Origin of the sequence: Paenibacillus sp. TAB_01 (assembly GCF_043945595.1) — a bacterium.
In the GTDB taxonomy this organism is placed as follows: Bacteria; Bacillota; Bacilli; order Paenibacillales; family NBRC-103111; genus Paenibacillus_S.
The window spans coordinates 6,362,435-6,375,530 of sequence record NZ_JBIFNP010000001.1 but is presented as its reverse complement, the minus strand read 5'-3'; the positions used below and the strand labels follow the sequence as shown (position 1 = coordinate 6,375,530).

Annotated in this window: 7 protein-coding genes and 3 pseudogenes; all 10 read left to right on the top strand. The window is 51.8% G+C overall.

Features of this window, described 5'->3' with window-relative positions:
• The first annotated feature begins 73 nt into the window (after positions 1–73).
• The 10 genes and pseudogenes from spoIIE to ACHHV8_RS31080 all read left to right on the top strand — a co-directional run bounded on the left by spoIIE (position 74) and on the right by ACHHV8_RS31080 (position 13,085).
• On the top strand, positions 74–2,569 hold the full coding sequence (gene spoIIE / locus ACHHV8_RS31125; RefSeq protein WP_395163090.1) for a stage II sporulation protein E: 2,496 nt from the start codon (positions 74–76) through the stop codon (positions 2,567–2,569).
• Positions 2,570–2,796: 227 nt separating this feature from the next.
• Positions 2,797–3,575, top strand: a pseudogene (locus ACHHV8_RS31120) (vWA domain-containing protein).
• Positions 3,559–4,479, top strand: coding sequence for a protein kinase domain-containing protein (locus tag ACHHV8_RS31115; RefSeq protein WP_395163089.1), 921 nt, complete (start codon positions 3,559–3,561; stop codon positions 4,477–4,479). The pseudogene ACHHV8_RS31120 and the gene ACHHV8_RS31115 overlap by 17 nt, the downstream one beginning before the upstream one ends.
• A 38-nt stretch (positions 4,480–4,517) precedes the next feature.
• Entirely contained in the window at positions 4,518–5,939 is a 1,422-nt protein-coding gene (gene tilS / locus ACHHV8_RS31110; RefSeq protein ID WP_395163088.1) for a tRNA lysidine(34) synthetase TilS, read from the top strand.
• 66 nt (positions 5,940–6,005) lie between these two features.
• The gene (gene hpt / locus ACHHV8_RS31105; protein WP_395163087.1) at positions 6,006–6,545 is read left to right on the top strand and encodes a hypoxanthine phosphoribosyltransferase; all 540 of its coding nucleotides are present in this window, start codon (positions 6,006–6,008) and stop codon (positions 6,543–6,545) included.
• Positions 6,546–6,614: 69 nt separating this feature from the next.
• Positions 6,615–8,563: pseudogene (ftsH, locus tag ACHHV8_RS31100) on the top strand (ATP-dependent zinc metalloprotease FtsH).
• A 306-nt stretch (positions 8,564–8,869) separates the two neighbouring features.
• Positions 8,870–9,808, top strand: coding sequence for a quinolinate synthase NadA (nadA, locus tag ACHHV8_RS31095; RefSeq protein ID WP_395163086.1), 939 nt, complete (start codon positions 8,870–8,872; stop codon positions 9,806–9,808).
• A 39-nt stretch (positions 9,809–9,847) separates the two neighbouring features.
• Positions 9,848–11,462, top strand: a pseudogene (gene nadB, locus ACHHV8_RS31090) (L-aspartate oxidase).
• Entirely contained in the window at positions 11,455–12,324 is an 870-nt protein-coding gene (gene nadC / locus ACHHV8_RS31085; RefSeq protein ID WP_395163672.1) for a carboxylating nicotinate-nucleotide diphosphorylase, read from the top strand. The pseudogene nadB and the gene nadC overlap by 8 nt, the downstream one beginning before the upstream one ends.
• Entirely contained in the window at positions 12,321–13,085 is a 765-nt protein-coding gene (locus ACHHV8_RS31080) for a type III pantothenate kinase (protein ID WP_395163085.1), read from the top strand. The genes nadC and ACHHV8_RS31080 overlap by 4 nt, the downstream gene beginning before the upstream one ends.
• Positions 13,086–13,096 lie beyond the last annotated feature (11 nt).

Sequence of the window (13,096 nt, the reverse complement as noted above, 5' to 3'; positions counted from 1 at the left end):
TTCTGACAAACTTTATGATGGACACCCTCTATACTAAGAACCACTAATAGTCTATGGGTGGTGTATAGGAAATATGCTGAAAAAATTAGGAATGAATCCTGTTGGAACCGTTTGGAGTCGTTGGAGTCAGAAGACAAAGGAAGGAATGGACGAAGCGGTGGTGCAGAACCGGCTGATTCAATCGGTCGTCGCCAAGAAATGGTCGATCCTGCTTCTAATGATGTCCTTTCTATTAGGGAGAGCTATGATTCTGGACCAGCTGGCGCCTTTCGCCGTAGCCTTCTTTGCGGTCATGTATTTCCTCCGAAGAGAGCTGACGTTTTGGACAGGCCTGTTCCTCATTGCAGGCAGCTTATTCTCGGCAGCACCGCAGCATACGGGGTATATCGCCGCCGAAATTCTCGTGATGATTCTTATTCAAAAAGGGATCGAACGCTTCGAGCGGTCGGACATCTCCTTCGCACCTATTATTGTATTCACATCGACCTTCTTCGTTCAGCTGTTCGCTCATTTGGTCTCAACCGATCTGAGCTGGTACACCTTCATGATGACCGGTGTGGAATCGATGCTGAGCTTGATATTGACCCATATCTTTTTACAAGCGGTGCCGGTCTTTACACTGTCCCGTAAAAATTACAGCTTAAAGAATGAAGAGGTCATCTGCCTCATTATTCTTCTGGCTTCCGTGATGACGGGAACGGTAGGCTGGACGCTGGGCCCGGTGACCGTAGAACATGTCTTGTCCCGCTATTTGATACTTATGTTTGCTCTGGTAGGCGGCGCTCCGCTCGGAGCCTCCGTGGGGGTGGTCTCGGGCCTGATTCTAAGCCTGGCCAACTCCAGCGCTATCTACCAAATGAGCCTGCTGGCATTTGCGGGAATGCTCGCAGGGTTACTGAAGGAAGGGAACCGTTGGGCGGTATCGCTGGGGATGCTGCTCGGCTCCTCGATCCTCTCTATTTATATAGGCAATCAAGCGGAGGTGATGAATTCGACGTGGGAGTCGGCAGCAGCCGTTGCGCTGTTCCTGCTAACCCCGCGGGCCATGATTCAAATGCTGGCCAAATATGTGCCGGGTACGCAGGAGAATCTGAAATCCCAGCACGATTATGCCAAGCGGGTCCGGGATATTACAGCTAACCGGGTGGAACAGTTCTCCGAGGTGTTCCGTCAGCTATCCCGGAGCTTCAAGCAAATTACGGCCGATGCGCAGCCGATGCAGAAGGAGGAGGAAGTCGGCCATTTCATGAACTCGGTCGCCGAGAAGTCGTGCTCCACGTGCTGGAAGCGAAACCAGTGCTGGGATGAGAAGTTTTATCAGACCTACAAGTTTATGACCGATATGATGACGGAGGTAGAGGTCAAGAAAGAGGTGACGCGCAAAGATATATTGCCGCAATGGAAAAAGCAGTGCGTGAAGCCGGATCAGGTGCTCGAGGTGATGAAGCAGCAGTACGGCCTGTACAGGAATGACCAGCATTGGAAAAAGCAAATCGCCGAAAGCCGCCAATTGGTCGCAGAACAGCTGTTCGGCGTATCCCAGGTGATGGAGGACCTGGCCAAGGAGATCAAACGGGAAGGGCAGGAGCTGTTCCTGCAGGAGGAACAAATCCGCAGCGCATTGGAGGAGCTGGGGCTGTCCATCCACAGCATTGATATTATCAGCCTGGATGAAGGGAATGTGGAAATTGAAATCATTCATCAATATACGAAGGGCTTTGACGAATGCCGCAAAATCATCGCTCCGCTGCTGTCCGAAATCGTAGGAGAACACATTGCGGTCAAAAATGAGCAGATGCTCGAGCGCAAGGAGGGATACAGCACGGTCGTCTTCGGATCGGCCAAGGAATACGAGGTGGAGACCGGTATAGCCGGTGCTGCCAAAGGCGGCGATCTGCTGTCGGGAGACAGCTTCAGCACCATCGAGCTCGGGAACGGCAAGTTCGCCGTAGCTCTGAGCGACGGCATGGGCAATGGGGAACGGGCGCGTGCGGAGAGCAGCGCGGCGCTTAATATTTTACAGCAGCTGCTGCAGTCCGGAATGGATGAGAAGCTCGCGATCAAATCGGTGAACTCCGTTCTCATGCTGCGCTCCTCAGACGAAATTTACGCTACGGTGGACGTAGCTTTGATCGATATGTACACGGCGCATACGACATTTCTGAAGATTGGCTCGACGCCAAGCTTTATTAAGAGGGGGAATGAAGTATTTCCGATTTCGGCCAATAATCTGCCTGTAGGCATTCTTCACGATATTGACGTGGATCTCGTCAGCCTGCCGCTGGAGCCCGGGGACATTCTGATTATGATGACCGACGGCATCTACGATGCGCCCGGACATGCCGTCAATAAGGAGCTGTGGATGAAGCGGGTGCTGTCGGAAATCGATACCGATTCGCCGCAGGAGTATGCGGACATGCTGCTGGAGAAGGTGGTCCGCTATCACCACGGGGAAATTTATGACGATATGACGGTCGTTGTGGCCCGGGTGGATAAATACCAGCCGGAGTGGGCTACCTTCCGTTGGCCGGGCATGCAGCGCATCGAGCGGCCCAAAACGGTCAGTTGAGCGGAGGTGAAACCAGAGCAAGGGCATTTCCTGACGGGAATGCCCTGTTTGTGCTATCGCAGCAAGGAGCTCCGCTCCTCCGCGTTTCTTTTGGCTGGCTGGTGCCTCCTGTTTTCTATCTTCCAGATGTCGCTATATGGACCGAAGGCAAGCTGCGGGTCCGGTTTAGGATATGTGGAATATGGAAAAACTAGGAATAAAACAAGCGCGAAAGGACGGAGAGGCAGATGAAGCAAATTATTTTAATCACCGATGGCTGCTCCAATGTAGGCATAAGTCCGGTTATTGCAGCCGCCCATGCCAAGGCGGAGGGTATTGTAGTTAACGTTATCGGGCTGATCGATACGACGGTGCTGGGGGAGCATGGCATAGAAGAGGTCAATGAAATCGCTGAAGCGGGGGGCGGCATGAGCCGGCTCGTTACGGTGGATCAGCTTTCCCAAACCGTACAGATGATGACCCGCAAGACTGTTGTACAGACCATACAGAAAGCGGTCGGGAAAGAGCTTCAGCATTTGTTCGGGGATTCCCGTCTGGAGAGCCTGCCGCCTGACAAACGGTCTCAGGTCGTTCAAGTCATGGACGATTTGTCCGAAACGACGGAGCTGGATATCGTCCTTCTGATTGATGCGAGTGCAAGCATGAAGTCCAAGCTGCAAGCGGTAAAAGAATCCATTTATGACCTGCAGCTCAGCATTCAGGCCCGCGCCGGGATGAGCCGGCTGGCTGTTTTTCACTTTCCCGCCTCCGTATCGGGTCAGGAAGAGGTTCAAATGCGAACCTGGATTCGACCGCTGACCTTGCAAATCTGAACCGTTTGTTTTATAAATTAAACATGAAGGGTACGACTCCTACCGGGCCTGCCCTGCTAAAAGTCATCCGATTCATTACAGATACCGGTGCTGTTGACGATATATATAGTAAGAAAGGCGCCGCAGCAGAGCGTCCCGTGCCGGAAGGCGCGCTTAAAGTCAAGGATGGGATGTTAAGTGACTACGTCGTTTGAGCAAGGAGTGCCGACCGGCACGATTATTCAAGGGAAGTGGCATAAGCGGGAGTATCGTGTGGAAAGGCTGCTCGGTGAAGGAGCCAACGGCAAAGTATACCTCGTGCGCAAAGGAACTCAGTCGTTTGCCCTGAAGATCGGCTTCGATACGGCGGACGACCAGTCCGAGGTGAATGCCTTGAAGGCATTATCGAAGTCGGGCACGTCGTTCAAGCACTATTTGCTCGATGTGGACGACTTTCATTACCAAGGGCGCGACCTGCCGTTTTGCGTCATGCGCTATGTCAAAGGGCAGACCTTATCCGACTTTGTGATGCATCGGGGAGAGGATTGGATATATCTTATAGGTATGAACCTGCTGCGCAAGCTGGTTGAGCTTCATGGGCAGGGCTACATATTCGGAGATCTGAAGGCGGAAAATATGCTGGTCTCCGGATATGGCGACGTGGAGCTGATCGATTTCGGCGGCGTCACGCCGGCGGGCCGGTCGGTAAAGCAGTTCACGGAAGTTTACGACCGCGGCTATTGGGGAGGCGGCTCCCGTTCGGCCGACGAGGGCTACGATCTGTTTGCTTTTGCGATTCTGCTCATCGGCGGCACGGACCGGGCGGCGATGCGTAAGCAGGGATTAAAGCAGCTGCTGCCGCAAAACCGCACAGTGGAGACGCTGCTCGATATGCTGCAGGAGAATCGGCATTTGAGCCATGTGCAGACGGTGCTGCGCAAAGCGCTGCTCGGACAGTACGGTTCCTCTCGCGAAGCGCTTGCCGATTGGCGCCGCCAGAGCTATCCGCGGCCTGCTCTTGCCTCCCGCGTGGTTCGCGGCTCGTGGCTGAAGCTTTGTTTTGCGGCATCTCTGCTGCTGTTCGGATTTACCGTTTATTTGTTCTGGCCGTTTCCTTAAGGAATTGCGGTATGTGCCGGTGAAAGGGATTGTTTTTGATGGAGTTGGTGGGTAGAGTTGAGTCGGATGTGAGCGAGCAGCGGTTGCTTGAGCCTGGAGACCGGATTGTGGTTGCGGTTTCCGGCGGGCCGGATTCCGTTGCGCTGCTGCATGTCCTTTTTTTGCTTTCCGGACGCTGGAACTGGAAGCTGTCGGTTGCGCATGTCAATCACCAGTTTCGCATGGAAGAATCGGAGCGGGAAGCGGCCTATGTAGCCGACTTGGCGAATCGGCTGGGGCTTCCGTGCGAAATAGCCCGGCTGGATGTGCCACGGTATATCGAGGAGACGGGCAAAAATTCGCAAGTCGCCGCGCGCGAGCTGCGCTACGGCTTCCTGCATGAAGCGGCAGTGCGCTTCGGGGCTCACAAGATCGCGATGGCGCATCATGCCGACGATCAGGCCGAAACGCTGCTGATGCGGCTTCTGCGCGGAACGGGTCCTGCGGGCTTGTCTGGAATTCCTGCACAGCGCGCCGAACAAAAAGTGGAACTTGTGCGTCCCCTGCTCCGTATATATAAATCAGAAATCGTCTCTTACTGTGAAGAGGCGGGCTTGGTCTACTATACGGACAGCAGCAATCTGGATACGAAGTATTTCCGCAATGAGGTGCGTCTGGAGGTACTGCCGTATTTAAGAAGGTTCAATGACCAGCTGCCGCAGTCCTTGAACCGCCTGTCCCGAATGATGGCGGCAGAGAATGATTGGATGGAGTTGCAGGCCAAAGAGCTCTGGGCACAGGGCGTTACCCAAGAAAGCGATTTCGCCAAATGGTCAAGAAAATGGTTTGCCGGGGTACATGTTGCTTTACAAAGGCGTTTGATTAAACTAATATTAAATTATCTTGCTTTAGAAGGAGATTCCATAGATTTCCTGAAGCTTGAGCAGATCCGGGAAACGATCCTCGGAAGCGAGCCGTCCAATGCGAGTTTGCACATAAGCGGAAGCTTGGTTTTGACAAGGGAATATGATGGGATTATGATACATAATTATGTGGTACCGCCTCTCCCTTATCGTTATTTCGCTTCTTGGAATCAGCCTTATGTGGACATCCTAGAGATTGGAGCACGGCTTGAATTCAGATGGATACCCGCCGAGCGGGAGCTTCTGACGCAAGCGATGCGGCAGCACGGCGCGGTCACGGCTTATTTTGATGCCGATGCGCTGTCTTTGCCTCTGTGCATACGCAGCCGTGAGGACGGAGACCGAATGCGTCTTGCCGGACTAAACGGCTCGAAAAAGGTGAAAGATATTTTCATTGACGCCAAAATTCCTCCCAGCCGCAGGCGGAGGACGCCGGTGGTGACGGATCATAAGGGCGATATCGTATGGCTGCCCGGGGTGAGAAGATCGTCCCACGCTCCCGTAACCGCAGCTACCCGGCTGCTGCTGCAGATGACCCTTCACATGCAGGAAAGCTAGCTCTCCTCATGTTAAGATAGCAAGACCAGCTTTACAGTATAATTCATTCCAGTAGGAGGTTCTCTCTTGCAAAACGACATTCTAGAAGTACTTTACAGCGAGAAGGAAATTCAAGACAAGGTAAAGGAGATGGGCCAGCTATTAAGCCGTGATTTCGAAGGACGCAATCCGTTGGTTATTTGTGTGCTAAAGGGTGCGTTTATTTTTATGGCGGATTTGGTTAAACAAATTACAGTCCCCCTAGAAATTGATTTTATGGCGGTATCGAGTTACGGCCAATCCACCAAATCATCAGGTGTGGTCAAAATTATTAAGGATTTGGACGTTCCTGTCGAAGGGCGCAACATTCTTATTGTTGAGGACATTATTGATAGCGGGCTGACCCTAAGTTATTTGATTGACGTATTGGAGCGGCGCAATGCGCGATCCATCACCGTAGCGGCACTTTTTGATAAGCCGGCGCGTAGAACGGTGGATTTGGATGCAGACTATAAAGGGTATGTTATTCCGGACGCATTCGTTGTAGGGTATGGGTTGGATTACGGCGAAAAGTACCGTAATTTGCCGTATGTAGGCATTCTGAAGCCCGAGGTGTACTCCCATTAGCATTTCTTGTGATGCCAAGACTTGCTGTGGTACAATAAACAAAGTTGCCGTTTTGAGAGGAGGTAGGGGATGAATCGAATTATTCGCAATACAGGCTTTTATTTGCTCATTTTTTTGGTCACCGTCGGTATCGTTCACTTTATCAGCACACAGAATGATCAGAAAGATGTGATTAGCTACGATAAGCTCCGACAGGCCTTAACTGAAAACAATGTGGACTCGGTCAGTTTAAGATATGACGGACAAACATACTTGGTTCGCGGTAAATATAAAACACCGCCGACGCCGGATAAGAAAAACTTCGAAACCCGTGCGCCGTATGACCAAGAGACTGTGAACCTTGTCGAAAAGAGCGTACCTAACATCGTCATTGAGAAAATGGAAGGGGACAATGTCTGGATTAGCTTCCTTACCTCCATTATTCCGTTTGTGATCATTTTCATCCTGTTCTTCTTCCTGTTAAATCAGGCGCAGGGTGGTGGCGGTAAAGTGATGAACTTTGGTAAAAGCCGTGCCAGACTCTACAATGAAGAGAAGAAGCGGGTCACCTTTGAAGATGTAGCGGGGGCAGATGAGGAGAAACAGGAGCTTGTCGAAGTGGTCGAGTTCTTAAAGGATCCTCGTAAATTTGCTGCCGTGGGTGCCAGAATCCCGAAAGGGGTCTTGCTCAATGGTCGTCCGGGAACGGGTAAAACGCTGTTAGCCCGAGCTGTCGCCGGTGAAGCTGGCGTGCCGTTCTTTAGCATAAGCGGTTCCGATTTCGTGGAAATGTTCGTTGGTGTCGGTGCATCCCGTGTCCGCGACTTGTTTGAGAATGCGAAGAAGAATGCTCCTTGTATTATTTTTATAGACGAGATTGATGCCGTAGGTCGTCAGCGCGGTGCCGGTTTGGGCGGCGGCCATGACGAACGCGAGCAGACGCTCAATCAGCTGTTGGTTGAGATGGATGGCTTCGGCGCCAACGAAGGCATTATTATTGTTGCCGCAACGAACCGTCCGGACATTCTGACCCTGCCCTGCTGCGTCCCGGACGTTTTGACCGTCAAATTACCGTTGACCGTCCGGATGTAAAAGGCCGCGAGGCGGTATTGAAAGTACATGCCCGCAACAAGCCTTTGAACAAGGATGTCAAGCTGGATGCTTTGGCGAGATTCACTACCGGTTTCACAGGCGCCGATCTGGAAAACCTGCTGAACGAGGCAGCGCTGATCGCAGCGCGCCGCAACCGGAAAGATATTTCTATGGAAGAACTGGACGAAGCCTTTGACCGTGTTATCGTCGGGACGCAAAAGAAAGGCCGCGTCATCAGCGAGCGTGAGAAGCGCATGGTTGCTTTCCATGAAGCGGGTCATACGATTATCGGTTATTATTTGGAAAATGCCGACATGGTGCATAAGGTTACGATCATTCCGCGCGGACGTGCAGGCGGCTATGTTATGATGCTGCCGAAGGAAGGCGAAGACCGGATGATGAATACCAAGAACGAGCTGTTGGATAAAGTGACCGGCTTGCTTGGCGGCCGCGTATCCGAAGAGCTGTTTATCGGCGAGATCGGTACCGGCGCTTACAGTGACTTCCAGCGGGCGACTAGCATTGTCCGCAAAATGATTATGGAATACGGGATGAGCGATAAGCTCGGACCGATGCAGTTCGGTAACGTGCAAGGGCAAGTATTCCTGGGCAGAGATTTGGGGCATGAGCAGAACTACAGTGATGCGATCGCTTATGAGATCGACCAGGAAATGCAGACGATTATCCGCAGCTGCTACGCTAGAGCGAAGGAAACGCTTGAGAAATATGCGGATCAGGTTCGCTTGATTGCCGAATCGCTGCTTGAGAAAGAAACGCTGGAAAAAGAACAAATTACTCAGTTGATTGAGAACGGAAAGCTGGACGAAGCCGGCAGCTCCGAAGTGAAGGTCAACATCGTTGGACAGCAGCAAACCGCTGAAGCCAACCGGTTGGATTTCGACAAGCCTGCTCAAGAGTCTGAAAAAGATAAAGGCGATAAAGAATAAATCAATGAAACAGAAGACTGTACCTGCGGGTACGGTCTTTTTTTGTTTTTAGCTTAAGGGATTACTGGGCTCCAAGTCCAGTGGGAAAATGACCCTTAGACGAGAAACAAGACTTAAGAGAGAAGGAGCGGAAGCCCTTACAAGCCTAGCAGGGGAATCCGCCATTTTTGTAGTTATTTGAGGATTGACACCCGGATGGATGTTGTGTAAATTAGGTGTAAATCTTTAAACATTATGTGAACATTTTCACTAGCGAGGCTTGTTCATTGAAGGGGCAGCGGTAATGAAAGGGAGGACGGTGCAATCGTGGAGGCATTAGCCTTGGAGCGCAAAGAGGAACAGAAGCGCGAATTGAAGGAACGTATCTTGCAGTTAAAGAAGGAACGTAACGCCATTATTCTTGCTCATTATTACCAAAGAGATGAAATTCAAGAAGTAGCGGATTTTCGCGGAGACTCGTTTTTGCTGGCTCAAAAAGCAGCATCTACCGATGCGGAGGTTATCGTGTTTTGCGGGGTTCATTTTATGGGGGAGAGCGCTAAGATTTTGGCGCCGAACAAGACTGTACTCATTCCTGACGAGCGGGCCGGCTGTCCCATGGCTGACATGGTTAACGTGGATGGACTTCGCGCTTTGAAGAAGCAGCATCCCAATGCCAAGGTTGTAGCCTACATTAACACCTCGGCTGATGTGAAATCGGAAACGGATATATGCTGTACCTCGGCAAACGCAATTAAGGTCATTGAATCGGTCGATTCCGATGAAATTATTTGGGTGCCTGACAAAAACCTGGGTGACTATGTTGCCAAAAATACAAACAAAAAGATGATCATTTGGGAAGGCTACTGCAACACTCACGATATGCTAACCGTCAAAGATGTAGAGGAAATGAAGGCGCAGTATCCTAATGCGCAATTCGTCGTACATCCCGAATGCCGCCCTGAAGTCGTGAAGCTCGGCGATTTTGTAGGAAGCACCACCGCCATCATTAAGTATTGTAAAGAATCCGATTGCCAAGAATTTATCGTCGGCACAGAAGACGGAACCGGCTATCAGCTGCGTCTGGACAGCCCGAACAAAACATTCCACTTCGCGACCAAATATTTGGTTTGCCCGAACATGAAGGTTAACAATCTAAAAAAAGTCGTTCGTTGTCTTGAAACGATGCAGCCGCAGATTTACGTTCCGCCGCACGTTGCGGATCAAGCTAGAGCATCCCTGGAGCGCATGCTACAAGTGAAGTAGCATGCGCTACTCTCTTGTCAGAGAAAGGTGAGCAGACTCATGATACCCCGTTATTTAGTTGATATTGATCTTCATCATCTGCCTCAAGTACATACGGACGTTATTGTGATCGGTGCGGGCATCGCCGGTCTTTTCACCGCAATCAAAGCAAGTGAACGGTATAAAGTGTTGATGATAACCAAAAAGTCGCTGCTCGACAGCAACACGCGCTATGCCCAAGGAGGCATTGCGGCGGTTATTTCGGATGAGGACTCGCCGGAGTATCATCGTGAGGATACGCTTATAGCCGGTGCGGGACTGTGCTCTCCGTCGTCGGTCGATGTGCTTGTGCACGAAGTGACCCGACGGGGTGAAGGATCTGATCCGCATGGGGACGCAATTTGATCTGGAAGACGGCGAATTCGCATTGACGAAGGAAGGCGCCCACAGCCAGCGGCGTATTCTACATGCGAACGGAGACGCAACAGGCGCGGAGATCGTTCGTGCCTTATCCGAGAAAACGAAGCAGGATCCGAACATTGAATTATGGGATGACCACTTTGTGATCGACTTAATTACCGAGAACGGGGAATGCTTCGGGGCGCTGGTGCAGAATCCTGAGGGGCAAAAAATATTCGTTAAAGCTAACGCTACGATTTTATGTACGGGCGGCGCAGGCCAGCTGTTCCGCTATACGACCAATCCGGAAATTGCTACGGCCGACGGTATCGCTATCGCTTATCGCGCCGGCGCTTTAATTCAAGACATGGAATTTATTCAATTTCACCCGACGGCATTATGCTATCCGGGAGCGCCGAGATTTCTTATCTCGGAAGCGGTTCGCGGCGAGGGAGCGATTCTGCGCAACATCAATGGCGAACGATTTATGGAGAGGTATCACCATCAGTTGGAGCTCGCGCCAAGAGATATCGTAGCTCGGGCGATCGTCGACGAGATGGAGAAGACGAAGTCGACCTTCGTCTATATTGATTTTACGCATGAATCGGAGGAAGCCGTGAAGCAGCGCTTCCCGACGATTTATGAATTTTGTCTGAACTACGGCTTGGATTTATCGTCGGATTGGATCCCTGTAGCGCCGGCGGCTCATTATATGATGGGCGGTGTGAAGACCGACTTGTACGGGGAGACGGCGGTCCAAAGGCTGTTTGCCTGCGGCGAAGTGTCTTCTACAGGGGTACACGGTGCGAACCGGCTGGCGAGTAATTCGCTGTCCGAGGCGATTGTGTTCGGACGGCGCATCCTTGAGCGTATTCACCAGCTGGAGCCGGTGAAACGGACGCCTGAGATTCCTCTGACGAGCGCAAGGACGGAGCATGTGAAGCAGCCGATGGTTGAGAAGAAATTAAAGCTGCAAAAGGTGATGCTGCGTTACGCAGGCTTGAAGCGGTCCGCGAAAGGATTGGAAAGAGGCCGGGAGGAGCTGAAGCGTCAGCTGTCCATTTTTGAATCCTGCCTGTCCAAACGTGAGGAATACGAGTTTGCCAATCTGCTGACCTGCGCTTTATTGACAACGGAGGCTGCGCTGATTAGGGAAGAGAGCCGCGGGGGACACTATCGGGAAGATTTCCCCGAGAAGAACGACCTCGCCTGGAGAAAGCATACCGTATTCAGTCGTGAGTACGGCATTACGGAGGGACGTATTGACGATGTATGAGCTGCCTTTAGAAACGGTAAATAAATGGCTCCGCCTATGGCTGGAGGAAGACATCGGAATGGGCGATGTCACGACAATGACGACAATCCCTGCCGACCAGCAGTCCAAAGGGGTAATCCATGTTAAGGATCAAGGGATTATTGCGGGACTGCCTGTAGCTCAGGCCGTATTTGCACTTATAGATCCTGCCCTTCGGTTTGAGGCGAAAGCGCAAGACGGACAAGCCGTAAGCTACGGCACCGTGTTAGCGGAAGTCAGCGGGAGTACGCGCAGCATTTTGCTGGGAGAGCGTTTGGCGCTGAACCTAATGCAGCGGATGTCCGGCGTGGCTACACGCACCAGACAGTATGTCGACGCGATCGAAGAGCTGCCGGTACGCCTGGTCGATACCCGCAAGACAACGCCGGGACACAGGCTGCTGGAGAAGTATGCCGTTCGGGTCGGCGGCGGCCACAATCACCGCTTCGGGCTTTACGATGCGGTAATGATCAAGGACAATCATATCAAGGGCTCGGGCGGGATCGTTCAAGCTATTGAGTCGGCGCGTGCCCAAATCCCGCATACGATGAAGATTGAAGTCGAAGTGGAGTCTATGGAACAGCTGGAGCAGGCGTTGGCGGCCAAGCCCGATATTATCATGCTCGACAATATGACACCGCAGCAAATGCGTGAAGCGGTTGTACGCATGAAATCTCAAGCTCCGCATATTCTGGTAGAAGCATCGGGCTCGGTCACTTTAGAGACGATCCGCTCCATTGCGGAAACCGGTGTCGACGTCATCTCGGTCGGACGCTTAACCTATTCGGTTCAAGCGTTGGACATCAGCTTAGACCTCAATGACCGGAAAGGAGCCGGCGCATGATACTGGTCGTTGATGTGGGTAACACCAATATCGTACTAGGTATTTATGAAGGCAAGAGGCTGCTGCACCATTGGCGCCTGAGCACCAACCGCTCCAGTACGGCCGATGAGTACGGCATGACTATGTATAATTTGTTTCAGCATGCAGGGATTGCATTGAATCAGGTGGAGGGCGTTATTATTTCTTCCGTCGTGCCCCCTCTGATGTTTGTTTTAGAGCAGCTCTGCTCAAAATATTTAAAGAAAACTCCTTTAATTGTCGGTCCGGGTTTAAAAACAGGGCTGAACATTCGTTACGAAAATCCCCGTGAGGTAGGCGCGAACCGCATTGTGAATGCGGTGGCTGCTATTGAACAGTACGGTTCTCCCTGTATCGTCGTCGATTTCGGGACGGCTACGACATTCGATTATATTGATGAATCAGGTCAATATATCGGAGGTGCTATCGCGCCGGGGATCGGCATATCCACGGAGGCGCTCTACCAACGTGCCGCCAAGCTGCCTCGCATTGAGCTGATTAAGCCCAAAAGCGTTGTAGGACGCAATCCGGTCACTTCGATGCAGGCGGGCATCATTTTCGGCTTTGCTGGGCAAGTTGACGGGATTGTATCACGCATCCGCGAGGAGTACTCCCCCAATGCCAAGGTGGTCGCAACGGGCGGACTGGCCGAGCTGATTTCCAGTGAATCGCGAACGATTGAGGCCGTCAATCCGCTGCTTACTTTGCAGGGGCTGCAAATTATTTATGAACGTAATCAATAAGGACGGCTTGG

Bases quoted from the DNA above. Each gene is read 5' to 3' on its own strand.
- nadC (WP_395163672.1), top strand. From the start codon at position 11,455: ATGTATGAGCTGCCTTTAGAAACGGTAAATAAATGGCTCCGCCTATGG.
- ACHHV8_RS31080 (WP_395163085.1), top strand. From the start codon at position 12,321: ATGATACTGGTCGTTGATGTGGGTAACACCAATATCGTACTAGGTATT.
- spoIIE (WP_395163090.1), top strand. From the start codon at position 74: ATGCTGAAAAAATTAGGAATGAATCCTGTTGGAACCGTTTGGAGTCGT.
- tilS (WP_395163088.1), top strand. From the start codon at position 4,518: ATGGAGTTGGTGGGTAGAGTTGAGTCGGATGTGAGCGAGCAGCGGTTG.